This window comes from Enterobacter sp. 03-F-07-AD-ECC (genome assembly GCF_047530935.1).
Lineage (GTDB): Bacteria > Pseudomonadota > Gammaproteobacteria > Enterobacterales > Enterobacteriaceae > Enterobacter > Enterobacter cloacae.
This window is the reverse complement of sequence record NZ_JBLKBZ010000010.1, coordinates 21,785-46,868: the sequence shown is the minus strand read 5'-3', so window position 1 is coordinate 46,868 and position 25,084 is coordinate 21,785. Positions and strand designations below refer to the sequence as shown.

22 protein-coding genes are annotated in these 25,084 nt (G+C 55.0%); 13 read left to right on the top strand and 9 right to left on the bottom strand.

What is annotated here, in order from left to right; genetic code table 11:
- The first annotated feature begins 30 nt into the window (after window positions 1–30).
- Both yiaJ and ACMWKA_RS15875 read left to right on the top strand, forming a co-directional pair.
- Window positions 31–849 (top strand): IclR family transcriptional regulator YiaJ, encoded by an 819-nt coding sequence (gene yiaJ / locus ACMWKA_RS15880; RefSeq protein ID WP_013094955.1) that lies wholly within the window; start codon window positions 31–33, stop codon window positions 847–849.
- Window positions 850–852: 3 nt separating this feature from the next.
- Window positions 853–1,308 carry a 4Fe-4S dicluster domain-containing protein gene (locus tag ACMWKA_RS15875; protein ID WP_095907219.1) on the top strand — a complete coding sequence of 152 codons (456 nt, stop codon included), beginning with the start codon at window positions 853–855 and terminating at the stop codon, window positions 1,306–1,308.
- A 4-nt stretch (window positions 1,309–1,312) separates the two neighbouring features.
- On the opposite strand, the gene avtA is transcribed toward ACMWKA_RS15875, so the two are convergent.
- On the bottom strand, window positions 1,313–2,569 hold the full coding sequence (avtA, locus tag ACMWKA_RS15870; protein WP_020686533.1) for a valine--pyruvate transaminase: 1,257 nt from the start codon (window positions 2,567–2,569) through the stop codon (window positions 1,313–1,315).
- Between the two features lie 194 nt (window positions 2,570–2,763).
- A complete protein-coding gene (locus ACMWKA_RS15865; RefSeq protein ID WP_414760410.1) occupies window positions 2,764–4,794 on the bottom strand; it encodes an alpha-amylase in 2,031 nt (676 codons plus the stop codon).
- Between the two features lie 314 nt (window positions 4,795–5,108).
- Here ACMWKA_RS15865 and ACMWKA_RS15860 point away from each other — a divergent pair, with 314 nt between their 5' ends.
- Window positions 5,109–5,933 (top strand): protein bax, encoded by an 825-nt coding sequence (locus ACMWKA_RS15860; protein ID WP_014830204.1) that lies wholly within the window; start codon window positions 5,109–5,111, stop codon window positions 5,931–5,933.
- A gap of 37 nt (window positions 5,934–5,970) precedes the next feature.
- Here the strand turns inward: ACMWKA_RS15860 and xylR are convergent, their stop codons facing one another.
- The 4 genes from xylR to xylF form a co-directional block, all read right to left on the bottom strand.
- Complete coding sequence (gene xylR, locus ACMWKA_RS15855; protein ID WP_414760409.1) at window positions 5,971–7,149, bottom strand: D-xylose utilization transcriptional activator XylR; 1,179 nt, start codon at window positions 7,147–7,149, stop codon at window positions 5,971–5,973.
- A gap of 33 nt (window positions 7,150–7,182) precedes the next feature.
- On the bottom strand, window positions 7,183–8,364 hold the full coding sequence (xylH, locus tag ACMWKA_RS15850) for a xylose ABC transporter permease XylH (protein WP_020686536.1): 1,182 nt from the start codon (window positions 8,362–8,364) through the stop codon (window positions 7,183–7,185).
- Window positions 8,342–9,883 carry a xylose ABC transporter ATP-binding protein gene (locus ACMWKA_RS15845; protein WP_013094962.1) on the bottom strand — a complete coding sequence of 514 codons (1,542 nt, stop codon included), beginning with the start codon at window positions 9,881–9,883 and terminating at the stop codon, window positions 8,342–8,344. The genes xylH and ACMWKA_RS15845 overlap by 23 nt, the downstream gene beginning before the upstream one ends.
- Before the next feature lie 72 nt (window positions 9,884–9,955).
- Window positions 9,956–10,948: a D-xylose ABC transporter substrate-binding protein gene (xylF, locus tag ACMWKA_RS15840; RefSeq protein ID WP_414760408.1), complete on the bottom strand. Its 993-nt coding sequence runs from the start codon at window positions 10,946–10,948 to the stop codon at window positions 9,956–9,958.
- 370 nt (window positions 10,949–11,318) lie between these two features.
- Here xylF and xylA point away from each other — a divergent pair, with 370 nt between their 5' ends.
- From xylA to ACMWKA_RS15820, 4 genes are all read left to right on the top strand, one after another.
- Window positions 11,319–12,641 carry a xylose isomerase gene (xylA, locus tag ACMWKA_RS15835; protein WP_014830210.1) on the top strand — a complete coding sequence of 441 codons (1,323 nt, stop codon included), beginning with the start codon at window positions 11,319–11,321 and terminating at the stop codon, window positions 12,639–12,641.
- Window positions 12,642–12,700: 59 nt separating this feature from the next.
- The gene (gene xylB / locus ACMWKA_RS15830) at window positions 12,701–14,155 is read left to right on the top strand and encodes a xylulokinase (RefSeq protein WP_414760407.1); all 1,455 of its coding nucleotides are present in this window, start codon (window positions 12,701–12,703) and stop codon (window positions 14,153–14,155) included.
- Window positions 14,156–14,258: 103 nt separating this feature from the next.
- Complete coding sequence (locus ACMWKA_RS15825; protein ID WP_058679181.1) at window positions 14,259–14,798, top strand: isochorismatase family protein; 540 nt, start codon at window positions 14,259–14,261, stop codon at window positions 14,796–14,798.
- Window positions 14,798–15,718 carry a GlxA family transcriptional regulator gene (locus ACMWKA_RS15820; RefSeq protein WP_040020961.1) on the top strand — a complete coding sequence of 307 codons (921 nt, stop codon included), beginning with the start codon at window positions 14,798–14,800 and terminating at the stop codon, window positions 15,716–15,718. Before ACMWKA_RS15825 ends, ACMWKA_RS15820 begins: the two co-directional genes overlap by 1 nt.
- On the opposite strand, the gene ACMWKA_RS15815 is transcribed toward ACMWKA_RS15820, so the two are convergent.
- The gene (locus ACMWKA_RS15815) at window positions 15,711–16,706 is read right to left on the bottom strand and encodes an acyltransferase (RefSeq protein ID WP_013094968.1); all 996 of its coding nucleotides are present in this window, start codon (window positions 16,704–16,706) and stop codon (window positions 15,711–15,713) included. The two genes, ACMWKA_RS15820 and ACMWKA_RS15815, sit on opposite strands and share 8 nt — an antisense overlap.
- Window positions 16,707–16,889: 183 nt before the next feature.
- On the opposite strand from ACMWKA_RS15815, the gene ACMWKA_RS15810 reads away from it, so the two are divergent.
- From ACMWKA_RS15810 to ACMWKA_RS15795, 4 genes are all read left to right on the top strand, one after another.
- Window positions 16,890–17,195 (top strand): YsaB family lipoprotein, encoded by a 306-nt coding sequence (locus ACMWKA_RS15810; RefSeq protein WP_023620070.1) that lies wholly within the window; start codon window positions 16,890–16,892, stop codon window positions 17,193–17,195.
- 160 nt (window positions 17,196–17,355) lie between these two features.
- Window positions 17,356–18,267, top strand: a complete 912-nt coding sequence (gene glyQ / locus ACMWKA_RS15805; RefSeq protein WP_003860141.1) for a glycine--tRNA ligase subunit alpha — start codon at window positions 17,356–17,358, stop codon at window positions 18,265–18,267.
- A gap of 9 nt (window positions 18,268–18,276) precedes the next feature.
- On the top strand, window positions 18,277–20,346 hold the full coding sequence (gene glyS, locus ACMWKA_RS15800; RefSeq protein WP_013094970.1) for a glycine--tRNA ligase subunit beta: 2,070 nt from the start codon (window positions 18,277–18,279) through the stop codon (window positions 20,344–20,346).
- 232 nt (window positions 20,347–20,578) lie between these two features.
- Window positions 20,579–22,198, top strand: a complete 1,620-nt coding sequence (locus tag ACMWKA_RS15795; protein ID WP_161670303.1) for an ABC-F family ATP-binding cassette domain-containing protein — start codon at window positions 20,579–20,581, stop codon at window positions 22,196–22,198.
- A 46-nt stretch (window positions 22,199–22,244) separates the two neighbouring features.
- Here the strand turns inward: ACMWKA_RS15795 and ACMWKA_RS15790 are convergent, their stop codons facing one another.
- Window positions 22,245–22,532, bottom strand: a complete 288-nt coding sequence (locus ACMWKA_RS15790) for an HTH-type transcriptional regulator (RefSeq protein WP_013094972.1) — start codon at window positions 22,530–22,532, stop codon at window positions 22,245–22,247.
- A 331-nt stretch (window positions 22,533–22,863) separates the two neighbouring features.
- Between ACMWKA_RS15790 and ACMWKA_RS15785 the strand changes: the two genes are divergently transcribed.
- Both ACMWKA_RS15785 and cspA read left to right on the top strand, forming a co-directional pair.
- Window positions 22,864–23,574 carry a DUF3053 domain-containing protein gene (locus ACMWKA_RS15785; protein WP_013094974.1) on the top strand — a complete coding sequence of 237 codons (711 nt, stop codon included), beginning with the start codon at window positions 22,864–22,866 and terminating at the stop codon, window positions 23,572–23,574.
- A gap of 246 nt (window positions 23,575–23,820) precedes the next feature.
- Window positions 23,821–24,033, top strand: a complete 213-nt coding sequence (gene cspA / locus ACMWKA_RS15780) for an RNA chaperone/antiterminator CspA (protein WP_003860775.1) — start codon at window positions 23,821–23,823, stop codon at window positions 24,031–24,033.
- A 58-nt stretch (window positions 24,034–24,091) separates the two neighbouring features.
- Here cspA and ghrB read toward each other — a convergent pair whose 3' ends face one another.
- Complete coding sequence (gene ghrB / locus ACMWKA_RS15775; RefSeq protein WP_045901963.1) at window positions 24,092–25,066, bottom strand: glyoxylate/hydroxypyruvate reductase GhrB; 975 nt, start codon at window positions 25,064–25,066, stop codon at window positions 24,092–24,094.
- Between the last annotated feature and the right edge of the window lie 18 nt (window positions 25,067–25,084).

Here is a 25,084-nt window from a genome sequence, read left to right as displayed (position 1 = left end):
CATCAGGGCGCGATAAAAAGGAGCCATGGGATGAGCATGAAAGAGAGCGACATGACGCAAGAAAAAGAGAGGCCAGCAGGTAGCCAGAGCTTGTTTCGCGGTCTGATGCTGATTGAGATCCTCAGTAACTATCCGAACGGTTGTCCTCTGGCCCATTTATCGGAACTGGCCGGGCTGAATAAAAGCACCGTGCACCGGTTACTGCAGGGATTGCAGTCGTGCGGGTACGTCACCCCGGCACCGGCGGCGGGCAGCTATCGTCTGACCACCAAATTTATCGCCGTCGGGCAAAAGGCGCTGTCGTCGCTGAATATCATCCACGTGGCTGCTCCGCATCTTGAGTCGCTGAATATCGCCACCGGCGAGACGGTGAACTTCTCCAGCCGCGAAGACGATCACGCGATCCTGATTTATAAGCTTGAGCCGACCACCGGTATGCTGCGCACGCGCGCCTATATCGGCCAGCATATGCCGCTTTACTGCTCGGCAATGGGCAAGATCTACATGGCATTCGGTCACCAGGACTATGTGGCTAGCTACTGGGAAAGCCACCAGGATCAGATTCAGCCGCTGACCCGCAACACCATCACTGAACTGAGCGCGATGTATGATGAGCTGGCGGAAATCCGCGAGCACAGCATGGCGATGGATAAAGAAGAGAACGAGTTGGGGGTCTCCTGTATCGCGGTGCCGGTGTTTGATATTCATGGCCGCGTGCCGTATGCGATCTCAATTTCGCTGTCGACCTCCCGCATGAAGCAGATTGGCGAAAAAAATCTGCTTACACCTCTGCGTGAAACGGCGGACGCGATCTCCAGAGAGCTGGGTTTTAACGTGCGCGAGGGATAACAGATGAACCGGTTCATCATGGCGGATTCGGCAAAATGCATCGGCTGTCGCACCTGCGAAGTGGCGTGTGTCGTGTCGCATCAGGACGCCATCTCAACAGGCGCCTTTACGCCCCGCATTCGGGTAGTCAAAGGAGACGCTTTCACCACGGCGGTGGGTTGCCATCAGTGTGAAGATGCCCCTTGCGCGAATGTCTGCCCAACGCAGGCGATTCGCCGTGGCGAGGGAGCCTGGCAGGTTGAGCAGGCGCGGTGTATTGGGTGTAAACGCTGTATGGTGGCGTGCCCGTTTGGGGCGATGCAGGTGCAGTGGGCAGGAGATACGCTTCAGGCGCTGAAATGCGATTTATGCGCACACCGCGCGGACGGACCGGCCTGTGTGGAAGCCTGTCCGACCCACGCGCTGAGCTGTGTCGATCCCGCCAGATTACGCACCGAGCGGTTGCGTCATCTGGCGTAGGTTCTTACTGGGCGTCTTCGCGCCAGGCGAATTCGATCTCTTCGGCGAGAATTTTTACCCCGGCTTCGATTTTTTCCGGATCGGGCACGTAGTTCATACGCATACATTGATGCGTATGCGGCCACGGCTTGTCCAGCCCCGGGAAGAAGTAATCACCCGGCACCATCAATACGCCTCGCTTCTTCAGGCGCTGGTAAAGCAGCTCGGTGGTGATCGGCAGATCTTTAAACCACAACCACAGGAAAATCGCCCCTTCAGGTTTGTGGATCAGGCAGCGTTCTTCCGGTAAATAGCGGCGAAGTATGGCAATCGTCTCCTGAACGCGCTGATAATAGAACGGCTTAATCACGTCATTAGACAGGCGCAGCAGATCGTTGCGTTTAATCATTTCGCACATCATCGCCGGGCCAATACCGCCAGGAGAAAGGCTGATAATGCCGTTCATGTTGGTAATGGCGGTGATGATTTTTTCATTGGCGACGATGATCCCGCAGCGGCTGCCCGGCAGGCCGAGCTTGGAGAGGCTCATACACAGGACGATGTTCGGGTTCCACAGCGGGCGTGCTTCGCTGAAGATAATACCCGGGAACGGCACGCCATAGGCGTTATCGATCACCAGCGGGATGCCATGCTGATTTGCCAGCGCATCCAGTTTCATCAGCTCGTCGTCGGTGATGACGTTGCCCGTTGGGTTGGTTGGACGTGATACGCAGATCATGCCCGTCTCTTCACCAATGTGCAGATGTTCAAAATCGACGTGGTATTTGAACTGACCTTCCGGCAGCAGCTCAATGTTCGGGCGCGCAGAGACGAACAGATCCTCTTCCAGACCGGAATCGGCGTAGCCGATATACTCCGGTGCCAGCGGGAACAGTACTTTTTTGGTGGTGCCGTCGGCGCGACGTCCTGCGAAAAGGTTAAACAAGTAGAAAAACGCGCTCTGACTGCCGTTTGTCAGTGCAATATTCTGCGGTTCGATATCCCAACCCAGCTCTTCACGCAGCATGTCGGCGAGGAGTTTCAGCAGTTCGGTTTTACCCTGAGGGCCGTCGTAATTGCAAAGCGCATCGGTTGCTTTGCCGTTTTCCAGCATCTGAGCGAGCAGCGTCTGGAAATAGGTATTCATCTCCGGGATTTGAGCCGGGTTTCCGCCGCCGAGCATGATGGCGCCCGGTGTGCGCAGCCCGTCGTTGAGGTCCTCCATCAGGCGGGTAATGCCTGAATGGCGGGTAAATTTGTCGCCGAAAAGTGAAAACGTCATAGCAGGTGATCTGTCGAGCTTGTTTTGAAAGTGGGTAACCATAACGCTAGCACCGTGCGGGTGCAAATCGGCTGGTGTGGTCGGATTTGTGGTTTTATGTGGCGGGTGTGGGTTTTTGTAGTGAATAGTTCTGATGAGTGCCCCTCACCCCGGCCCTCTCCCGGTGGGAGAGGGAGAAAACCGCGATGAGGGGGCTATTGGTTCCCCGCCCAGACGACCATGACCTTATCGCCATCATGTTCACGTACGAATCCATACCCCTCTTTCAGCGAAAGCGTGGTTTGCTTGCCTTCACCTATCGCCGGATGGCGGGCGCGGAACTGACCCAGCGTTTGCCAGTAGGCGACGGTTAACGCCTGTTTGCCCGTTACATCCTGCCAGTTCATATCCGAGCGTGTTCCCTGCAGAGGGTCGGAACCCGTCGGCCCGAACGGACGCTCTGATTCATCCCCATAATAGATTTGTACGCTGCCTGGCGCTAACAGCAGCAGTTCTGCCGCGCGCTGGCCCCCTTCGCGGAACAGGCGGGTGTCATGCGAGGAGAGATAGCTCAGGACATTAAAGCTTTGCAGTTTTTCCGCCATCTGCTGCCAGGTCAGATCGATATCGGCCAGGCAGTTCACCGCTTTTGCCGCCTGCTCCTGATAATCGAAGTTAATCATCGCATCGAAGCCGTGGCGGTAATAATCGCTCTGCATGACCCCGTGGCCCCAGGATTCACCCGTCATCCAGAACGGCGCATTGTCGAGTTTTTTGTCCGGGTGAGCACCTTTCCAGGCCGCCAGCGCCTGGCTTGCCTGGTCCTTCAACTGCTGCCAGGCCGCCAGTTCCACGTGTTTTGCCGTATCAACACGGAAACCGTCAATGCCATACTCGCGTACCCACTGGCTGAGCCAGTGGGTCAGGTAATCGCGCGGGGTGTATCCCGGGATAGCTTTTGCCTGGGTATCGGGCTTGTGCTGATAAAAGTTTGGCAAACCGGACGGCGTGGTGGATTCCGTTTTCAGGTCGGGTAAAAACGCCAGTGACATGGTCAGGTCGTCAAAGCCCGGGTTGTCGTAATCGCCAATATCGGTGCGGATCCATTTTTTACCCCACCATTTTTCCCATGCGGCTTTATCGCTGAAGTTGATGTAATCATTAAAGCTGTGCCAGCTTTGTCCCGTGCCCGGCTTCCAGTCGGTCCAGCGTTCACCCAGCGTCTTCTTCAGCTCATCACCCTGCAGATAGAGCGCGCCAAACTGGTACTCCTGCATGTCGGCAAGCGTTGCGTAGCCCACATGGTTCATGACGATATCGAACAGAATGCGGATGCCGCGCTTGTGCGCTTCATCGACGAGATGACGTAAATCATCTTCGGTGCCCATGTTGGCATCGAGCCTGGTCCAGTCCTGCGTGTAGTAGCCATGGTAGGCATAGTGGGGGAAATCCCCTTTAGTGCCACCGCCGACCCAGCCATGGATCTGCTCCAGCGGGGAGCTTATCCAGAGCGCGTTTACCCCCAGTTGCTGCAGATAATCAAGCTTGCTCGCAAGCCCTTTCAGATCGCCGCCGTGGAAAGTGCCAATCTCCTGCATGCCGTCTTTGTGGCGGCCATAGCTATTGTCATTCGTGGGGTCACCATTCACGAAGCGGTCGGTCAGCACGAAATAGACCGTAGCGTTTTGCCAGCTAAACGGCGCGGGTTTGTCGGTTTCGGCGCGCTCAAGCAGCAGCAGGCCGTTGCTGTTGGCGGCAGGCTGAAGGGTAATTTTTCCCTGCTGCACCGTCGCGGTTTGTTTGCTGTAGAAATCTCGCACCACGGAGCCTTCCGGGAAGGTGTTTCCCACCTCCAGCGTCAGGGGTTTTCCATCCCATTTTGGGCACTGGCGGATAACGTCTGCCACCGGTTGTTCTGCTGTGCTCTTGATGGTCAGCATCAGGGTTGGCGTGCCGGAACGGGTATCGACACGCATCTGGTACTCTCCGTCGCGGAACAGACGCCACTGCGGCGGCGTGCCGTCACACGGTTTGAGTGACAGCATCTCGTTGAGTTTTATCGCTTCTGTTGGCTGCCAGCACGTGTTGTCAAAACTCACTGTTAAAGGACGCGTACCCTTCGCAAGCTTTGCCTGGCTGGTGAACATTCCGGTGCCTTCGGCGCTGAACGCGTTAAATCCCGGCGATGACCAGTCAGCGTGTGCCAGTGCGGGTAACATCAGAAAAGCTACGGCGGTGCGTTTCATTCCATCTTCCTGTCGCGGCATTTTTGACCAGTGTGCCATCAGGTGAGGCGTAAAAACTCATCCCCCGGCGCTTTCTGCAAGGATGACGCGAGAGGATGAGTGATCCCGCGCAAAATTAGGCAGTTATCTGCGAGATCGCACACAAATTTTCAGAATTGATGCTTAAGTGAGCACGTTTCAGGTGACATAGTTTCGGAATTGGACTATTTCTATACGTGCTCTTGAAGTCTATTTTTGATATGATTCGAGATTCCGCTCTCAAATTTGTGAAAAAAATAAGGTGTTGGAATGTTTATATCCGACCAGGAGACCTAATGATATCGACTCCCATTCGACGATATGGGGCCGCGATACTCATGTTACTCACCACGACATTTTCGGGTGGGGTGCTTGCAAAGACGCACACGGATACAACGAGTAAGAAAGCCCACGTAATAAAGACGACAAGCAGTAAGGTTAGCAGTAAACAAGAGTATTCTCGCAATAGTGCAAAGAGTAGTTCACTTCCTGATTTGCGAAAATACCCTTCCGGAACACCAAGGAAAAAAGCGTTTCTCCGGACAGTAATGCCTTACATCACAAGTCAAAACGCCGCGATTACGGCAGATCGTAACTGGTTGATCGCCAAACAGTACGATAGCCGCTGGACGCCGTCCGAGCGCGCGCGCCTGAAAGATATCGCAAAGCGCTACAAGGTAAGCTGGAACGGTAACACCCGTCGTGTGCCGTGGAACTCGCTCCTTGAGCGTGTCGACATCATCCCGGGCAGCATGGTTGCGACAATGGCTGCAGCCGAAAGTGGCTGGGGAACCTCGAAGCTGGCGCGCAACAACAACAACCTCTTCGGCATGAAGTGTGTGAAGGGGCGTTGTAAAAATGCGCCGGGCAAGGTGAAGGGCTACTCGCAGTTTGAATCGGTGAAAGACTCAGTAAATGCCTATGTGGTAAACCTGAACACCCATCCGGCCTACTCGTCGTTCCGTAAGTCACGCGCACAGCTGCGTAAAGCGGATCAGGAAGTGACGGCCAGTACGATGATCCACAAGCTGAAAGGTTATTCCACCCAGGGTCAGCGCTATAACAACTATCTGTTTGCGATGTACCAGGATAACCAGCGACTTATCGCCGCCCATATGTAATCCCAATAACGCCTTCCACTGGAAGGCGTTTTCTTTTCTACATCATGACTTCGCTGTGGCGTTCCCGATACTCTTTCGGTGTGTTGTCATACTCTTTACGGAACACCGAATAAAAATACTGCAGCGACGGATAGCCGCACATCTGCGAGATTTCGTTGATCGACAGCGACGTGGAGATGAGCAAACTGCGCGCTTTCTCCAGCTTCTCTGCGTGAATGACCGCATGAATGGTTTCGCCCACTTCCTCTTTAAAACGCTTCTCCAGATTTGAACGGGAAATACCCACGGAATCCAGCACCTGATCGACCTTGATACCTTTGCAAGCGTGGTTGCGGATAAAGTGCATCGCCTGAATGACTGCCGGGTCGTTTAAGGAGCGGTAATCCGTTGAGCGACGTTCTACCACGCGGACCGGGGGAACCAGCAGGCGCTGAAGCGGCAGGGATTCGTTATCCAGCAGACGATGCAGTAATTTTGCGGCCTGATACCCCATCTGTCGGGTGCCCTGCGCCACAGAGGAGAGAGCCACGCGAGAAAGGTAGCGGGTCAGCTCTTCGTTATCGATGCCAATCACGCACATCTTCTCCGGCACAGGAATGTGCAAATGCTCGCAGACCTGCAATACGTGGCGCGCACGGGCGTCCGTCACGGCAATAATGCCGGTTTGCGGCGGCAGCGTCTGCAGCCAGTCAGCCAGACGGTTTTGCGCGTGCTGCCAGTTTTCCGGCGCGGTTTCCAGCCCCTGATAGACCACGCCGCGGTACTTCTCCTGGGCGACAAGCTGACAAAAGGCGTGTTCGCGCTCAACGGCCCAGCGCTTGCCGCTGGAGGCTGGTAAACCATAGAACGCAAAGCGATGGACGCCTTTCTCCTTTAAATGCAGAAACGCGCTTTCAACCAGCGCATGGTTATCGGTGGCGATATAGTGGACGGGAGGATAGTGCTCGGGCGAATGGTAAGAGCCGCCGACGCCCACAATCGGGACGTCGACGTCAGTCAGTAATTGCTCAATGACCGGGTCGTCATAGTCAGCGATGACGCCATCGCCCAGCCAGTCTTTGATGTTCTCGAGTCGGGTGCGGAAATCCTCTTCGATAAAGATATCCCACTCAGATTGCGACGCCTGCAAATATTCACCAACGCCCTCTACCACCTGTCGGTCGTAAGCTTTGTTGGCATTGAATAACAACGTAATGCGGTGACGCTTTTCAAACATGGCTCGCTTCCCAAATAAGTCACAATACGGTTATCAGGTACGCCGCTTGGTGGCAGAGTCCATCCAGACTGCCAGCAAAAGAATGGCCCCCTTGACGATATACTGCCAAAACGTCGGGACGTCCATCATACTCATCCCGTTATCCAACGAAGCCATGATAAATGCCCCCATCACCGCGCCCGCCACGCTGCCGACACCGCCTGCGAGGCTGGTACCGCCAATGACGCAGGCGGCGATAGCATCCAGCTCGGCAATGTTCCCGGCAGACGGGGAACCCGCCCCGAGACGCGAGCTGAGGATCAACCCTGCGATAGCAACCATCAGGCCGTTAATGGCAAAGACCGCCAGTTTGGTGCGCTCTACGTTAATGCCTGACAGACGGGCGGCCTCAAGGTTACCGCCGATGGCGTAAATACGGCGGCCAAACGCGGTGCGCGTGGCCATAAACATGCCGCCCAGCAGCAGGAGGGCCAGCAGGAGAACTGGCGTAGGGACGCCGCGATAGTCATTCAGGAGCCAAATCGCGCCGAGCACGATCACCGCAGTCAGTGCCTGACGTCCCACCACGGATGTTGATGGAGAGGAGGCCAGCCCCAGCGACTGACGGCGCATACGGCCACGCCATTGCCAGGCCACGAACGCCAGCAGCCCGACCACGCCGATGGTAAAGCCCACGCTGTCGGAGAGGTAGCTCTGACCAATCTGTGACATGGCGGCGCTGGTGGGAGAGACGGTGGTGCCGTTGGTGATGCCAATCAATACGCCGCGGAAGGCCAGCATTCCTGCCAGAGTAACAATGAACGACGGGACCTTCCGGTAGGCAACCCACCAGCCGTTCCAGGCACCCAGCACCAGACCTAATACTAGCGTCACCGCCACGGTCAGCGGCAGCGGCCAGCCGAGCCAGACGTCAAAAATGGCCGCGACGCCGCCGAGCAGGCCCATCATCGACCCCACCGACAGGTCGATTTCCGCCGAAATAATGACGAAGACCATGCCCACGGCCAGAATGCCGGTGATGGCAGTCTGGCGCAGCAGGTTAGAGACGTTACGCGCGCTCAGGTAGGAGCCATCGGTCATCCAGGTAAAAAACAGCATGATGGCGATAATGGCCGCGATCATCACGAATACCTGCAGGTTCAGCGCTTTTAACCCCGCGAATGCGCCGGGCGTCTGAACAGCGACTTTGATATCAGACGGATTGCTTTTCGACATGACGTTCGCTCCTTAAAGCGGCTTCCATCACCTGCTCCTGCGTCAGGTTCTGGTTAATCAGATTGGCTTTCAGTTTGCCCTCGTGCATGACCAGCACACGGTCGCTCAGGCCGAGCACTTCGGGTAATTCAGAGGAGATGACAATGACGGCGATCCCTTGCTGTACAAGCTGATTAATCAGTTTGTAGATTTCGTACTTCGCACCGATATCAATGCCGCGCGTCGGCTCATCCAGGATCAAGATGCGTGGATTGAGGAGCAGACAGCGCGCCAGAATGGCTTTTTGCTGGTTGCCTCCGCTCAGGCGTCCAATGGCCAGTTCCGGTGAGGATGTTTTCACTTTGAGGCGGGCGAGAGATTGCAAAATGCACTGCTGCTCTGCGGCATCATCAAGGCTGCTCAGCGCGCCGGAGAACTGATCGAGTGCCGCGAGCGTGATGTTTTTACCCACCGCCATTACCGGCACGATGCCGTCTTTTTTGCGGTCTTCCGGCACCATGGCAATTCCGTGGGCAATTGCCTGCTGGCAGTTGTCGATTTTCACCGGCTTGCCATCAATATAAACCGTGCCTTCCCAGCGCCCTGGCCAGACGCCGAACAGGCACTGCACGGCTTCAGTACGTCCGGCGCCGACGAGCCCGGCAACACCGAGAATTTCACCCCGGTGCAGGGAAAAGGAGATGTTGTTTACGCGTTTGATATGGCGATTTACCGGGTGCCACGCGGTCAGGTTTTCTACGCGTAACACTTCATCACCCGTTGTGTGAGGTTCATTCGGGTAGAGCGCAGTCAGTTCGCGGCCCACCATCATGGTGATGATGTCATCCTCGCTCATGCCTTCGGCTTCGCGTGTGCCGATGTGTTGACCATCGCGGATCACGCAGATGGTGTCTGAAATGGCTTTGACCTCGTTGAGTTTGTGAGAAATGTAGATGCAGGCGATACCGTGATTTTGCAGATCGCGGATGATATCCAGTAGGACGGCCGTTTCCTGTTCGGTGAGAGAGGCCGTGGGTTCGTCGAGGATCAGCAGCCTGACCTGTTTGTTCAGCGCCTTAGCGATTTCAACCAGCTGTTGCTGCCCCAGACCCAGGTCTCCCACGCGGGTATCCGGCGAAATGGCCAGACTGACCTGCGCCAGCAGTTTTTCACAGCGTAGCGTCATGGTGTCGTAATCCAGCACGCCGTGGCGCGAAATTTCGGCCCCGAGGAAAATGTTCTCCAGCACGGTGAGATGCTTCACCAGCGCCAGCTCCTGGTGAATGATGGCGATACCCTTACGTTCAGTATCGCGAATGTGGGTGGCCTGAATGACCTCGCCGGCAAAGACAATTTCACCTTCGTAGCTGCCATGCGGATAGATCCCGCACAACACTTTCATCAGCGTCGACTTACCCGAACCGTTTTCGCCGCAGAGCGAAACCACTTCACCAGGATTTAGCCGCAGGCTCACGTTATCGACCGCTTTCACCGCGCCAAAACGCTTGGTGATGCTCTTCATTTCAAGTAAATAAGGCATAACTGCTCCACATGACCCGAGGTAAAAACAGTACAAGTCGATGCGCCCCCGCAGGGCAGGGGCTGCGCTGGATTACAGTTCACTCTTCTTGTGGAAACCGTCTTTGATAACGGTGGCGTCAATGTTCTCTTTATTGACTTCAATTGGCGTGAGCAGGCGTGCCGGCACATCTTTCAGACCGTTGTTCAGCGTCGCGTCGGCTTTCGGTTGTTTACCGTTCCCCAGCTCTACGGCGATCTCTGCAGCCGTGTTGGCCAGTTCAGTGATGGGCTTATACACCGTCATGGTCTGGGTGCCCGCAATGATGCGTTTTACACCGGCGAGATCCGCATCCTGGCCTGAAATGGCCACTTTCCCGGCCAGCCCCTGCGCGCTCAGCGCCTGAATGGCACCCCCGGCGGTGGCGTCGTTGGAGGCGACGACGGCATCAATTTTGTTGTTATTCGCGGTTAGCGCGTTTTCCATAATTTTTAGCGCGTTTTCAGGCAACCAGCCGTCCGCCCACTGATCGCCAACCACTTTAATCTTGCCGCTGTCGATATACGGCTTGAGGACTTTCATCTGACCTTCGCGGAACAATTTGGCGTTGTTATCCACCGGTGAGCCGCCCATCAGGAAATAATTGCCCTGCGGCACTTTATCGATCAGGCTTTTTGCCTGCAGTTCGCCCACTTTTTCATTGTCGAACGAAATATAATAATCAATGTCCGCATTATTAATCATGCGGTCATACGCCAGAACTTTAATCCCTTCTTGCTTCGCTTCTTTCACGACGTTACTTAATACCTGGCCGTTATAAGGGATAATGACCAGTACATCAACGCCACGGTTAATCATATTCTCAATTTGCGACATCTGCGTTTCTTCGTTGCCATTTGCAGACTGCACAAACACATTTGCGCCAAGTGATTCCGCTTTTTTAACAAAAATATCGCGATCTTTTTGCCAGCGCTCCAGACGCAGATCGTCAATCGCCATGCCAATTTTGACCTCTTTGGCATGTCCTGCAAAGCTTGCAAGGAGGAGAGTAGTGCAGAGCGTTAGGGTCAGGTTCTTTATCTTCATAATTATTAGGCCTTTTGTAGGGGTATGTGTTGCTGAGATAAAAGAAACATTCACTGCTTAGACGCAGCAAATTTTTAACGCGGAAAGGCGGGCTGGCAATTACAGATTTTTATCTTCTCATTACGATATTTGGTTTATTTCTGAATTTATGACCGCGATCGGATTTTAAAATACGTAAGGTCTTAATTACATTTGATTATGGAATCTGCACCGAAAAATAGTTTGCTTGCGCATTATTTTGCGAGCCAGCGCACAGTTGCGCATTCTCTCAATAGCAGTGTGAAATAACGTAATTGAGCAACCCAAAATGTCTATTCACTATTACTCCTGTATCAACGACTCGCCGCATACCCTGATTATGGAGCTCAATATGCAAGCTTATTTCGACCAACTCGATCGTGTTCGTTACGAAGGCCCGAAAACGACCAATCCTTTAGCATTTCGTCACTACAACCCGGATGAGCTGGTGCTGGGTAAGCGCATGGAAGATCATCTGCGCTTTGCCGCCTGTTACTGGCATACCTTCTGCTGGAACGGCGCCGATATGTTCGGTGTGGGTTCCTTTGACCGCCCGTGGCAACAGCCGGGAGAGGCTATCGAGCTGGCGAAGCGCAAAGCGGATGTGGCATTTGAATTCTTCCACAAGCTGAACGTGCCGTATTACTGCTTCCATGACGTGGATGTGTCGCCGGAAGGCGCATCGCTGAAAGAGTACCTGAACAACTTTGCGCAGATGGTGGATGTGCTGGCGGCGAAGCAGCAGCAAAGTGGCGTGAAGCTGCTGTGGGGCACGGCCAACTGCTTCACGAACCCTCGCTATGGTGCCGGGGCAGCAACTAACCCGGATCCAGAAGTGTTTAGCTGGGCGGCCACGCAGGTCGTGACCGCAATGAACGCCACGCATCAGTTGGGCGGCGAGAACTATGTTCTGTGGGGCGGCCGTGAGGGTTATGAAACCCTGCTGAATACCGATCTGCGTCAGGAGCGCGAGCAGATTGGCCGCTTCATGCAGATGGTGGTTGAGCATAAGCATAAAATCGGTTTCCGCGGCACGCTGCTGATTGAACCGAAGCCACAGGAACCAACCAAGCACCAGTACGATTACGACGTCGCGACCGTGTACGGCTTCCTGAAGCAGTTCGGCCTGGAAAAAGAGATTAAAGTTAACATTGAAGCCAACCATGCCACCCTGGCGGGCCACTCTTTCCATCACGAAATTGCGTCTGCCATTGCGCTGGGCATCTTCGGCTCGGTCGATGCTAACCGTGGTGATGCGCAGCTGGGCTGGGATACCGACCAGTTCCCGAACAGCGTGGAAGAGAATGCGCTGGTGATGTATGAAATTATCAAAGCGGGTGGTTTCACTACCGGCGGCCTAAACTTTGACGCCAAAGTGCGTCGTCAGAGCACCGATAAATACGATCTGTTCTACGGCCACATTGGCGCGATGGATACCATGGCGCTGGCGCTGAAAGTCGCTGCGCGCATGATTGAAGACGGTGAGCTGGATAAACGTGTCGCGAAGCGTTATAGCGGCTGGAACAGTGAGCTGGGCCAGCAAATTTTGAAAGGCCAGTTATCGCTTGCGGAAATCGCGAAGTACGCTGAACAACATCAGCTGGCGCCGCAGCATCAGAGCGGACACCAGGAACTGCTGGAAAATCTGGTTAATCACTATTTGTTCGACAAGTAAAAACGTAGGCCCGGTAAGCGGAAGCGCCACCGGGCATTTCTGTCAAAGGAGCCACCACAATGTATATCGGGATTGATCTTGGCACATCGGGTGTGAAAGCCATCCTCTTAAGCGAGCAGGGTGACGTGTTGGCAACGCAGACTGAAAAACTGCAGGTTTCGCGTCCGCATCCGTTATGGTCGGAACAGGATCCGGAGCAGTGGTGGCAAGCGACGGATCGCGCAATCAAGGGGTTAGGTGAACAGCACAGTTTGCGTGAGGTCACCGCGCTGGGTATCGCCGGACAGATGCACGGCGCTACGCTGCTGGACAGCCAGCATTGTGTGCTGCGCCCTGCGATCCTCTGGAACGATGGCCGCTGTGCGGAAGAGTGCGCACTCCTTGAAGAGCGAGTGCCTGCGTCCCGTGACATCACCGGCAACCTGATGATGCCCGGCTTCACCGCGCCGAAGCTTCTCTGGGTGCAACGCCATGAGCCGGAGATTTTCCGTCAGGTGGCGAAGGTCTTACTGCCAAAAGATTATCTGCGTTTTCGCATGACGGGGGATTTTGCCAGCGACATGTCCGACGCCGCTGGCACCATGTGGCTCGACGTGGCGAAACGCGACTGGAGCGAGGCGATGCTGGATGCCTGTTATCTCACCCGTGAGCATATGCCCGCACTCTTTGAAGGCAGCGAAATTACCGGCACCTTACAGTCCGCCGTTGCGGAACGCTGGAACATGCCTGCTGTGCCGGTGGTGGCTGGCGGCGGGGATAACGCGGCGGGCGCCGTGGGTGTCGGCATGGTTGATGCGGGCCAGGCCATGCTGTCTCTCGGCACCTCTGGCGTCTATTTTGCCGTCAGCGACGGATATCGCAGCAACCCGGAAAGCGCGGTGCACAGTTTCTGCCATGCGCTGCCAGGAAAATGGCATTTGATGTCGGTGATGCTCAGTGCAGCTTCTTGCCTGGACTGGGCGGCGAAGCTGACCGGGATGGCCGATGTTCCGGCATTGATTACCGCAGCACAGCAGGCGGATGAAAACGCTGGTACCGTCTGGTTTTTACCGTATCTCTCCGGTGAGCGTACGCCGCACAACAACCCGGAAGCGAAAGGGGTATTTTTTGGCTTAACCCATCAGCACGGTCCTGCGGAACTGGCGCGTGCGGTTCTGGAAGGCGTGGGCTATGCGCTGGCGGATGGAATGGACGTGGTCCATGACTGCGGCCTGAAACCAGCAAGCATCACCCTGATCGGCGGCGGCGCACGCAGCAGCTACTGGCGCCAGATGCTCTCTGATATCAGTGGATTGCAGCTGGACTATCGTACCGGGGGCGATGTGGGCCCGGCGCTTGGTGCTGCGCGGCTGGCGCAGATAGCCATGAACCCGGAAAAACCGCTTTCGCAACTGTTGCCACAACTCACGCTGGAACAGGCTCATCTGCCCGACGCAACTCGCCACGCGCGATATGCTGAAAGGCGCGATGTGTTCCGCAAAATTTATCAGCAGTTGCTGCCGCTGATGTCATAAGCGTGATTGTCTGTCAGAGGCACGAGGATGTCCTTTTTTGGTCTGTCCGCGTGCCTGTTTCCTCGCCAGTATGTATTTATACCCACTGGCGAGGAGCACCATCATGTCACGTATTGCATTAATCAACATCGATACCCAACAGTCTTTTCATCACCGCGATTACTGGCAGGAGCAAGATGTTCCGGCCTTTCAGCAGGCAATGCTGGGGCTGACAGAAGGCTGCCAGTCGCGCGGTATTCCCGTCGTCGATATTTTCCATGTGGATGAAAAAGGCCCTTTCTCACTGCAAAGCGGCTATGTCAAACCGATGGCCTTTTTACGTCATCAGCCGGATGTGGTTTTCCAGAAACACGTTCATAATGCCTTCACGGATACGGGCCTGGATCGCTGGCTGCGCGAGCGTGATATCAACCAGCTGATCCTATGCGGTATTCGCACTGAACAGTGCTGCGAAACCACCGCACGGGTGGCATCCGATCTGGGTTATGCTGTGACCTTTGTTAGCGAGGCAATGCTCACGTTTCCTATGACGTACAAGGGCATAACCCTTAGCGCTGCGGAAATTCGTCATCGTACCGAAACGGTACTGTCAGGGCGATTTGCCGCGATTAAAACGGTAGCGGAGACGCTGGAGTCACTGTAATGCGCATCGACGTTTGGTTCGTTATGTTGCCCGGGGTGTTGTCATTAGACATGACTGGCCCGGCAGAAACCTTTGTCCTGGCAGGCGATGCGTTTTGTCTGCATTACATTGGTCCGCAACCTGAGGTGCAAACGTCGATTGGTTTGATGATGAGCGGTATCGCGCCATTACCGGAAAGGCTTCCGGAAGGGAGCCTGCTGGTTCTGCCTGGTGTAAGCGACTCCCGCGTTCAGTTTTCTACGCCGCAGGCGATGCAGATCCAGCACTGGCTGATGCGCCTGCAGCCGGCTATTCAGCGTCAGGATATCACCGTGATGTGCGTCTGCTCAGGGGCTTTGCTGGCAGCAAAATCAGGGCTGCTGAACAACCGGCAGTGCACAACGCATCATGAGGTTATCGGCCGTTTACGCGTTGCCGCCCCCACGGCGACGATCAAAGAGAACCGGATATTCGTGCAGGATGAGAATGTCTGGACCAGCGCAGGGATCACCTCGGGTATCGACCTGGCGCTGCATATGATTAACCGTCTGTGCGGGCCAGAAAAGGCGCTGGCCGTGGCACGCGAGATGGTGGTCTGGTTCCGCCGGTCCGGGGACGATCCGCAGCTATCGCCATGGTTACGCTATCGCAATCATCTTCATCCGGCTATCCACCGTGCTCAGGATGCGCTAACCGCAGACCCGCAAAAAGCGTGGAACGTGCCGGATATTGCCGCGCTGGCGCATGTCAGCCCGCGCCATTTAACCCGTCTTTTCCAGACGCATTTGGGGATAAGCGTTCGCGATTACCTGGAGCAGTTGCGTCTGGCGGTGGCGGAGCAGTGGCTATTGCAGGGGCGCGGCGTGGAGCAGGCCTCACTGGCGGCAGGGTTTTCCTCCCCGCGCCAGTTTCATCGGGCCCGACAGCGCGTCGTCAACTGACGAAGCGGCGGGTGTCTAGCTTCTGTAGCAGCATCGACAGCAACAGGCTCACGACCAGTGTGACGGAGAAAATCCAGACGATATCCAGCACTGGCCAGCTTTTGAGTTCAACGCCTCTCGTGCGTAGTGCGTGGATCACCAGCGCGTGAAAACCATAAATCCCCAGCGAGTGCCGCGAGATAAAACCCAGCACGGGAAGAGGGCGCGCGTTCAGGGTGTTCTTAACGAGCGTCAGCAGGGAAACGGCACAAATGAAGACCATCGGCCCGCAGTACAGGTACCAGGTATCGGCAAAATTGCCGCGCCATTGCAGCTCATGCAGCGTCCCGCGTGAAATGATAATCACCCCGATGATAAACAACGCGCCACATAGCCAGCTGATACCCCGCTTTTGGGTATCCATCATCCCGATGGCGCGCCCCAGCATGCCGTAGAGCACGTAGTAAAACGTATCGCCATTGATGTAGAGGTTTACCGGTAGCCACTCAAAACCGTCGATTTTCTGTGAGACGGTATTCGGATTGGCGATGATGCCTATCACCACCATCAGAGCCAGAAGCATCTTTCCGCTGACGTTTTTTACCTGAATCAACGGTGATACCAGGTAGATAACGATAATGGCGAAGAAAAACCACAGGTGGTAAAACACCGGCTTTTGCAGCAGATATTTGAGTGACAGGCCGGGGCTAATGGAGGTAAACAGCGTGATGTAAATTAGCGCGACGGCGCTATAAAACCCGAGACACGCGGCGATACGAATAAAATGTCGCGGTTGTGCGCTACGCTCGCCAAAAAAGAGAAAGCCGGAAATCATAAAGAACAGCGGAACGCTGACACGCGACGCGGAGTTGAGAATATTCGCGACATCCCAGTTAACAGGGCTGATACTGTGTGCGTTCGTAACATACCAGGTCGTCGTGTGGATCATCACCACCATCAGACACGCTATTCCTCGCAGATTATCAATCCAGCTAATTTTTGACTGCATCAGTTCCTCTTTTTCCCTGTAAATAGAGTGTGACTGCTATTGTGTAAAAGTCTTTCCTTGGAAAAATCTGAGTTTTATAACGCGGACTTGTCTGGCCATCGCGAGATTCGCAGAATGCCAGACCGTAATCTATAAAAGCTTTGCTACTAAAAATAACAGCCACTGACCGGGTCGGTAATAAAAATGATGATGAAGCGTGTGGGGTCACTCTTTCTGCTGGTGGTACTGGCCGGATGCAGTACGCCTCAGGAAGCACCTGCGCAAAAAGCGCAGCAGGGCAAAATGAGCCCGGAACGTTCGCTGAATATGGAACAGCTGTGTAAAGATCAGGCGGCTCACCGCTATAACCTGGATACTCAGAAAATTGATGTCACCGGCTTTGAGCGTTTTCAGGGCAGCTATGAGCTTCGGGGCCATACCTCTCGTAAAGAGGGCTTTGTCTGCTCGTTTGATGCGGACGGCCAGTTTTTACATCTCTCCATGCGCTAATCTGCTCGCATAATCGACAGCCAGACGCTCGCCGCGTTCTGGCTCGAACGCTTATTTCCCAATTTTCCCTAAACAACCCCGTTTCGTACTGTATATCTTGCAGCCAGCGGGTATACTGGTCCCTTCCATTTAAAACCACACGTATCCAGCACGAAATACTATGCAAAAGTTTGATACCAAGACCTTCCAGGGCCTGATCCTGACCTTACAGGATTACTGGGCTCGCCAGGGCTGCACCATTGTTCAACCTTTGGACATGGAAGTCGGCGCAGGCACCTCACACCCGATGACCAGCTTACGCGCGTTGGGGCCAGAGCCAATGGCGACTGCTTATGTGCAGCCTTCCCGTCGTCCGACCGATGGCCGTTACGGCGAAAACCCAAACCGTCTGCAGCACTACTATCAGTTCCAGGTGGTCATTAAGCCATCGCCAGACAATATTCAGGAACTGTACCTTGGGTCACTGAAAGAGCTGGGTATGGATCCGACCATTCACGACATTCGTTTCGTGGAAGATAACTGGGAAAACCCAACGCTGGGTGCCTGGGGTCTGGGTTGGGAAGTGTGGCTGAACGGCATGGAAGTGACGCAGTTCACCTACTTCCAGCAGGTTGGTGGTCTGGAATGTAAGCCGATCACCGGTGAAATCACCTACGGTCTGGAACGTCTGGCAATGTACATTCAGGGCGTAGATAGCGTTTACGACCTGGTCTGGAGCGACGGCCCGCTGGGTAAAACCACTTACGGCGACGTGTTCCATCAGAACGAAGTGGAACAATCCACCTATAACTTCGAATACGCGGACGTGGACTTCCTGTTCACCTGCTTCGAGCAGTACGAGAAAGAAGCGCAGCAGCTGCTGGCGCTGGAGACTCCGCTGCCGCTGCCTGCCTACGAGCGTATTCTGAAGGCCGCCCACAGCTTCAACCTGCTGGACGCCCGCAAAGCGATCTCCGTGACTGAACGTCAGCGCTACATTCTGCGTATTCGTACCCTGACCAAAGCCGTTGCAGAAGCTTACTATGCGTCCCGTGAAGCCCTTGGCTTCCCGATGTGCAACCGAAACAAATAAGAGGCGGCCATGTCTGAGAAAACTTTCCTGGTGGAAATTGGCACCGAAGAGCTGCCACCAAAAGCCCTGCGCAGCCTGGCTGAATCTTTTGCTGCGAACGTGACTGCCGAGCTGGATAACGCTGGCCTGGCGCACGGTAAAATTGAGTGGTTTGCTGCTCCGCGTCGTCTGGCGCTGAAGGTGGCAAATCTGGCGGCATCCCAGCCAGATCGTGAAGTGGAAAAACGTGGCCCGGCGATTGCCCAGGCGTTCGACGCGGAAGGCAAGCCAAGCAAAGCGGCAGAAGGTTGGGCGCGTGGTTGCGGTATTACCGTTGACCAGGCCGAGCGTCTGACCACTGACAAAGGCGAATGGCTGCTGTATCGCGCTCACGTAAAAGGTGAACGCGCAGAAGCACTGCTGCCAAACATGATCGCCACTTCGCTGGCTAAGCTGCCCATTCCTAAGCTGATGCGCTGGGGCGCGTCCGACGTACACTTCGTGCGTCCGGTACACACCGTGACCCTGCTGCTGGGCGACACCGTTATTCCGGCAACCATTCTGGGTGTGGCGTCCGATCGCGTCATTCGCGGCCACCGCTTTATGGGCGAGCCAGAGTTCACCATCGACAATGCCGACCAGTATCCGCAGATCCTGCTGGAGCGCGGTAAAGTCATTGCTGACTACGAACAGCGTAAAGCCAAAATCAAAGCCGACGCTGAAGAGGCGGCGCGCAAGATTGGCGGTAACGCTGACCTGAGCGACAGCCTGCTGGAAGAGGTCACCTCGCTGGTGGAATGGCCGGTTGTGCTGACCGCGAAGTTCGAAGAGAAATTCCTCGCGGTTCCGGCAGAAGCGCTGGTGTACACCATGAAGGGTGACCAGAAATACTTCCCGGTTTATGCCAATGACGGCAAGCTGCTGCCAAACTTTATCTTTGTGGCGAACATCGAATCGAAAGATCCGCAGCAGATTATCTCCGGTAACGAGAAAGTGGTGCGTCCACGTCTGGCGGATGCGGAGTTCTTCTTCAATACCGACCGTAAAAAACGTCTGGAAGATAACCTGCCGCGCCTGCAGACCGTGCTGTTCCAGCAGCAGCTGGGTACGCTGCGCGACAAGACCGACCGTATCGCGGAGCTGTCCGGCTGGATCGCCCGTGAAATTGGCGCGGACGTTAACCATGCCACCCGTGCGGGTCTGCTCTCCAAGTGCGACCTGATGACCAATATGGTCTTTGAGTTTACCGACACCCAGGGCGTTATGGGTATGCACTACGCTCGTCACGATGGCGAAGCGGAAGATGTGGCGGTCGCCCTGAACGAACAGTATCAGCCGCGCTTTGCTGGCGATGAACTGCCGTCTAACCCGGTTGCCTGTGCGGTCGCGATTGCTGATAAAATGGATACCCTGGCGGGGATCTTCGGTATCGGCCAGCATCCAAAAGGCGACAAAGACCCGTTCGCGCTGCGTCGTGCGGCGCTGGGCGTGCTGCGTATCATCGTTGAGAAGAACCTGAACCTCGATCTGCAGACTCTGACTGAAGAAGCGGTGCGTCTGTACGGTGATAAGCTGACCAATGCCAACGTGGTGGATGACGTGATCGACTTTATGCTCGGTCGCTTCCGCGCGTGGTATCAGGACGAAGGTTACACCGTGGATACCATTCAGGCGGTGCTGGCGCGTCGTCCAACGCGTCCGGCTGACTTCGATGCGCGTATGAAGGCGGTTTCTCACTTCCGTACGCTTGAAGCGGCATCTGCCCTGGCGGCGGCGAACAAGCGTGTCTCCAACATTCTGGCGAAATCTGACGAAACGCTGAACGAGCGTGTGAACGCCGCGACGCTGAAAGAGCCGGAAGAGATCGCCCTGGCGATGCAGGTTGTGGTGCTGCGTGACAAGCTGGAGCCATACTTCGCAGAAGGCCGTTATCAGGAAGCGCTGGTAGAACTGGCGGAACTGCGTGACGTTATCGACGCCTTCTTCGAAAAAGTGATGGTCAACGTGGAAGATAAAGATCTGCGTATTAACCGTCTCTCTATGCTCGAAAAACTGCGCGAGCTGTTCCTGCGCGTGGCGGATATCTCGCTGCTGCAGTAATGTGCCCGCCGGGCATGTACAGGCTAAAAACCCGCTTCGGCGGGTTTTTTTATGGCGTGCGGGTGAAAATTTAATCTTGAAATGGTCAACATATTACCGCTATCCTTAACGGCGTTAACTTTCTCCCTCAGGAGCGCATTCCGAAAATGAACAAACACGACTGATGAATTTCGATCCTTGCTAAACGCGACCGCGTCGGCAGGGGATGTTTTGATTTCATTCAGGAGTGCTTATGGCTCATTTTGCGCAGTCCCCTTCTTTTATTTTGCATCAGGTCACCTGTCAGTTTGCGACGGGCGATATTCTTTTTGGCCCGCTGAACCTCTCTCTGGAGACATCCCTGTGTGCGCTGGTTGGTCGTAATGGCAGCGGGAAAACGCGTCTGCTGCGCATGCTGGCGGGGCTGGATGAACCTGCCAGTGGTCATATTGAGCGTTTTGCCTCACATGTCTATGTGGCACAACAGCAGGATATCTCCCCACAGACAACGCTTGCTGAACTGCTCGGTTATGACGCGATTTTTGCAGCGCGTAAGCGCATCGATCGCGGCGATTACCAGCCTGACGATCTGGAGATGCTCGACGGCTACTGGGATTTAGCAGAACGCCTGAACGAGGCGTTTCTCCAGGCGAAACTGCCACCGTTTGACCCCGATAAACCTGCCGCCGAATTCAGCGGTGGCGAGCGGATCCGTGCCCTGCTGTGCGGTGCATTTACGGCTGAGGCGAATTTCCTGTTGCTGGATGAACCCACCAACCATCTGGATCGACAAGGCCGGGCGTGGTTTTACGACCAGTTGAGTCGTTATCAGGGCGGCGTGCTGGTTGCCTCTCACGATCGTGAGCTACTGGCGCAGGTGCCACGTATTCTTGAGCTGAGCGCCTCCGGGCTGCGCAGCTACGGCGGCAATTATGCAGACTATAAACAGCAACGGGATGCCGAACAGCAGGCTGCCCGCGCGGCGCTGGAGCATGCGGCAACGGAGCGCAAACGCACCCGCGCGCGAATGCAAAAAGAGCATGATGACAGCCAGCGGCGTTCGGCGAAGACCATACGCACGGTCGATACCCTGAATATCGCGTCGTTTGAGCGGGTCAAATATAAAGCGGCGGCAAAAGAGCGTATCGGCTCGTGGAAAAAACAGCACAGCGATCAAAACGATGCGCTGAATGCCGCGGTAAACAAGGCGCGGGAACGGGTTGAAGAGGACGCCCCGATCATGTTTACCCTGCCGGGAAGCCAGATTGCTGAGGGAAAACAGGTGCTGGTGCTGGAGGAACTGCAATTGCCGCATGTCTCACTTCCGCCAATGAACTGGCGGATGGACGGCCCGATGCGCGTGGCGCTCAGGGGGCCCAATGGCTGCGGTAAATCAACGCTGTTAAAAGTTATCCTCGGTGAAACCGCACCCCGTGCAGGCAGTTGTAAGGTATCGGTGACGTGTGCGTATCTCGATCAGCACCTGTCGCAGCTGGATCTGACGCAGTCGGTGATGGCACATCTCAATCTGAGCAATACGCCGCTGGAAGAGGGGACGCTGCGCACCCGCCTGGCACAGCTTCAACTGGGGGCGGATAAAGTCTCACTGCCGCTGGCAGAATTGAGCGGAGGTGAGCGTCTGAAAGCCGCCCTGGCCTGCGTGTTGTGGCGCGAGCACGCCACGCAGCTTTTACTGCTTGATGAACCGACCAACCATCTGGACCTGGCATCGGTCCAGGCGATTGAAGCGGCGCTGGCCGGTTTCCCCGGAGCACTGCTGGTGGTGTCCCATGATGAAAGCTTTCTGCAAGGGTTGGCGTTAACGCATGAACTGGTGTGGGAGGAGACGGGCTGGCGTTGTGAAGGCCTTTAAAACACAAACCCCCGCAAAGGCGGGGGCGGTAATTCACGGTACTGCATCACGCTATCTGTTTGCTGAGTGCAGGGTTGGCCTGAATCAGGCGCATCAGCTTTAACTCGGTTGGCGTGGGTTTCTCTCGTTTCGACTCCCACTCCAGCACCATCGCTACGCTGACACCCATCGCTCTGGCGAATTCATCTGTTTTTAAACCTGTCCCTTTGCGCAATTGCTCATATTCTGTAAAGGGATTGGATTTCTGTTGCAGGGTCACTGTCTGCGGTACATCTTTAAAAATAATCTGTTCCAGGCTGCTCAGCAGCTCAAACTCAGGATCTTTATATTCCATTGAGAACTCCTCTTAAATCACACACCGGGATCAAGAACATCAGAGAGCTCATTAAGAATAGTCCCTAATACAAACGAAGGATCATCACGCTTGTGATTAATCGTGCGGTAACGATCGCTTTATCCGTTTCAGCTATGCGGATAGTTATGCTAATTACCTGATTAACCATATGTCGGCTTCGCCAGGTATTTTTTTGTAAAGAGTAAGAAATAAAATGGCAATAGCCGTTTTGCATGAAAAGAGTATCTTGCAGCGCTGACCTGGACTATCCTTGTCAGCGTTGGGCACGCGTGTGCCGATGTGCGCTTTTTTGGGTGAAAGGAGTAATGAAATGGCGACAGGAAAGTCCTGCTCTCGCTGGTTTGCGCCTATTGCGGCGTTGTTGATGGTTGTTAGCCTGAGTGGGTGTTTTGATAAAGAAGGCGATCAGCGCAAAGCGTTTATCGATTTTCTGCAGAATACAGTGATGCGCAGCGGCGAGCGTTTGCCGACGCTGACTGCGGATCAGAAAAAACAGTTTGGCCCCTTCGTGTCTGATTACGCCATTCTGTATGGTTATTCACAGCAGGTAAGCCAGGCGATGGACTCCGGCATTCGTCCGGTTGTGGATAGCGTTAACGCCATCCGTGTCCCGCAGGATTATGTCACCCAACGTGAACCGCTTCGCCAGTCTAACGGTGCGCTCGGCGTGCTGAGTCAGCAATTGCAGAACGCGAAAATGCAGGCTGATGCGTCACGTTCCGCGCTGAAACAGGGCGACGATCTCAAACCGGTCTTCGACAAAGTGTATGAGAAAGTGGTGACCAAACCTTCGGATGCCCTGCAACCGCTGATCCCCGCCGCGCAGATCTTCACGCAGCAGTTGGTTCAGGTAGGGGATTTTATCTCCCAGCAGGGAACGCAGGTGAGCTTTGTTGCCAACGGTATTCAGTTCCCAACCTCGCAGCAGGCGAGTCAGTACAATACGCTGATTGGGCCGCTGGCCTCTCAGCACCAGGCCTTTAGTCAGGCGTGGAGCGCAGCCGTCGCTGCCACAGAATAAACCGAAAAAACCCCGCTTCAGGCGGGGTTTTTTACTTATGACTAAAATAACGCTTGTCATTCCTCTACCACATCGGTATAACTGTTCGCGTCGGTTTGTTACACAGACCTAAAGCAGTTTAGTAAAGCAGTCCAGATTGTTATCCATAGATACCCTTCGTAGTGACCCTTCCTTCATCGCTTAAAAATCTGTAACGCAACCCATCAAGCCGGAAGGCACAATATATTTGTTAATTAAGGTAATTCTATGTCTGCTAAAATGACTGGTCTGGTAAAATGGTTCAACGCTGATAAAGGTTTCGGCTTCATCACTCCTGACGATGGCTCTAAAGACGTGTTCGTACACTTCTCTGCTATCCAGAACGATGGCTACAAATCTCTGGACGAAGGTCAGAAAGTGTCCTTCACCATCGAAAGCGGCGCTAAAGGCCCAGCAGCTGGTAACGTTGTAAGCCTGTAAGCTTCCAACCCAGTAGCAAAGAATTTAAAAACCCGCCTTCTGGCGGGTTTTTTCGTTTCTACTGTTGAACCTGTGGATTGACGCAGTTTTTCTCCACGTTTCCGTTCAGCGCGGCGATCAGATTATCTACCGCGGTGGCCGCCATGTTGTAACGCGTCTCGTGCGTCGCAGAACCAATATGGGGCAGCGCGACCACGTTAGGCAGCGAAAGCAGCGGCGAATCCACCGGCAGCGGCTCCTGTTCAAACACGTCCAGACCGGCCGCATGGATCTCACCGTTTTGTAGCGCCTCAATTAACGCCTTCTCATCCACGACCGGGCCACGACCCGCATTGATGAAAATGGCGGATTTCTTCATTTTTTCAAACGCCGCTTTGCCAATCAGATGTCGGGTTTCGTCCGTCAGAGGCAGGATCAGACAGACAAAATCCGCTTCCTGCAACAGTGTATCCAACTCGCAATAGCGGGCGTTGAAGCGTTCTTCGGCTTCGCTGTGATGGCGACGCGCGTTATACAGAATCGGCATGTTAAAACCGAAATGCGCACGCTGCGCCAGTGCCAGGCCGATCCGGCCCATGCCAACAATCCCCAGCGTTTTGCCATGAACATCCACACCGAACCAGTCCGGGCCGATGCTTTTTGTCCACTCGCCCGCTTTGACGCGATCGGCCACCTCCACCACGCGGCGGGCAGTGCTGAGCATCAGCGCCATCAGCGTGTCGGCCACGGTCTCCGTCAGGGCATGTGGCGTATGCATCAGCAGGATGTTGCGCGCGTTGAGGGCGTCCACGTCAAAATTGTCGTAACCCACGGAAACGGTTGAGGTAGCACGAAGCTTCGGCATTTTTTCCAGCAACGCGACATCCACTTTTTCGCTTGAACCCAGCAGGCCTTCGGCCCGGGCGAACGCCCCGGCGTGTTGTGCCACCGTCTCCGGGCTTAGGTTCTTCACCTGCGTGACGGCGAAGTGTTCTTCCAGGCGTTTTTGCAGATCATCAGGCAGTGCTTTATACAAAATGACGGACGGCTTCATGCTTATCTCCGTTGATTT

Coding starts and splice junctions, on each gene's coding strand:
- avtA (WP_020686533.1), bottom strand. CDS start 2,569: ATGACGTTTTCACTTTTCGGCGACAAATTTACCCGCCATTCAGGCATT.
- ACMWKA_RS15845 (WP_013094962.1), bottom strand. CDS start 9,883: ATGCCTTATTTACTTGAAATGAAGAGCATCACCAAGCGTTTTGGCGCG.
- ACMWKA_RS15825 (WP_058679181.1), top strand. CDS start 14,259: ATGTCACGTATTGCATTAATCAACATCGATACCCAACAGTCTTTTCAT.
- xylF (WP_414760408.1), bottom strand. CDS start 10,948: ATGAAGATAAAGAACCTGACCCTAACGCTCTGCACTACTCTCCTCCTT.
- xylB (WP_414760407.1), top strand. CDS start 12,701: ATGTATATCGGGATTGATCTTGGCACATCGGGTGTGAAAGCCATCCTC.
- glyQ (WP_003860141.1), top strand. CDS start 17,356: ATGCAAAAGTTTGATACCAAGACCTTCCAGGGCCTGATCCTGACCTTA.
- cspA (WP_003860775.1), top strand. CDS start 23,821: ATGTCTGCTAAAATGACTGGTCTGGTAAAATGGTTCAACGCTGATAAA.
- ACMWKA_RS15820 (WP_040020961.1), top strand. CDS start 14,798: ATGCGCATCGACGTTTGGTTCGTTATGTTGCCCGGGGTGTTGTCATTA.
- xylR (WP_414760409.1), bottom strand. CDS start 7,149: ATGTTTGAAAAGCGTCACCGCATTACGTTGTTATTCAATGCCAACAAA.
- ACMWKA_RS15785 (WP_013094974.1), top strand. CDS start 22,864: ATGGCGACAGGAAAGTCCTGCTCTCGCTGGTTTGCGCCTATTGCGGCG.
- ACMWKA_RS15790 (WP_013094972.1), bottom strand. CDS start 22,532: ATGGAATATAAAGATCCTGAGTTTGAGCTGCTGAGCAGCCTGGAACAG.
- xylA (WP_014830210.1), top strand. CDS start 11,319: ATGCAAGCTTATTTCGACCAACTCGATCGTGTTCGTTACGAAGGCCCG.
- ACMWKA_RS15815 (WP_013094968.1), bottom strand. CDS start 16,706: ATGCAGTCAAAAATTAGCTGGATTGATAATCTGCGAGGAATAGCGTGT.
- ACMWKA_RS15860 (WP_014830204.1), top strand. CDS start 5,109: ATGATATCGACTCCCATTCGACGATATGGGGCCGCGATACTCATGTTA.
- glyS (WP_013094970.1), top strand. CDS start 18,277: ATGTCTGAGAAAACTTTCCTGGTGGAAATTGGCACCGAAGAGCTGCCA.
- ACMWKA_RS15810 (WP_023620070.1), top strand. CDS start 16,890: ATGATGATGAAGCGTGTGGGGTCACTCTTTCTGCTGGTGGTACTGGCC.
- xylH (WP_020686536.1), bottom strand. CDS start 8,364: ATGTCGAAAAGCAATCCGTCTGATATCAAAGTCGCTGTTCAGACGCCC.
- ACMWKA_RS15795 (WP_161670303.1), top strand. CDS start 20,579: ATGGCTCATTTTGCGCAGTCCCCTTCTTTTATTTTGCATCAGGTCACC.
- ACMWKA_RS15865 (WP_414760410.1), bottom strand. CDS start 4,794: ATGAAACGCACCGCCGTAGCTTTTCTGATGTTACCCGCACTGGCACAC.
- yiaJ (WP_013094955.1), top strand. CDS start 31: ATGAGCATGAAAGAGAGCGACATGACGCAAGAAAAAGAGAGGCCAGCA.
- ACMWKA_RS15875 (WP_095907219.1), top strand. CDS start 853: ATGAACCGGTTCATCATGGCGGATTCGGCAAAATGCATCGGCTGTCGC.
- ghrB (WP_045901963.1), bottom strand. CDS start 25,066: ATGAAGCCGTCCGTCATTTTGTATAAAGCACTGCCTGATGATCTGCAA.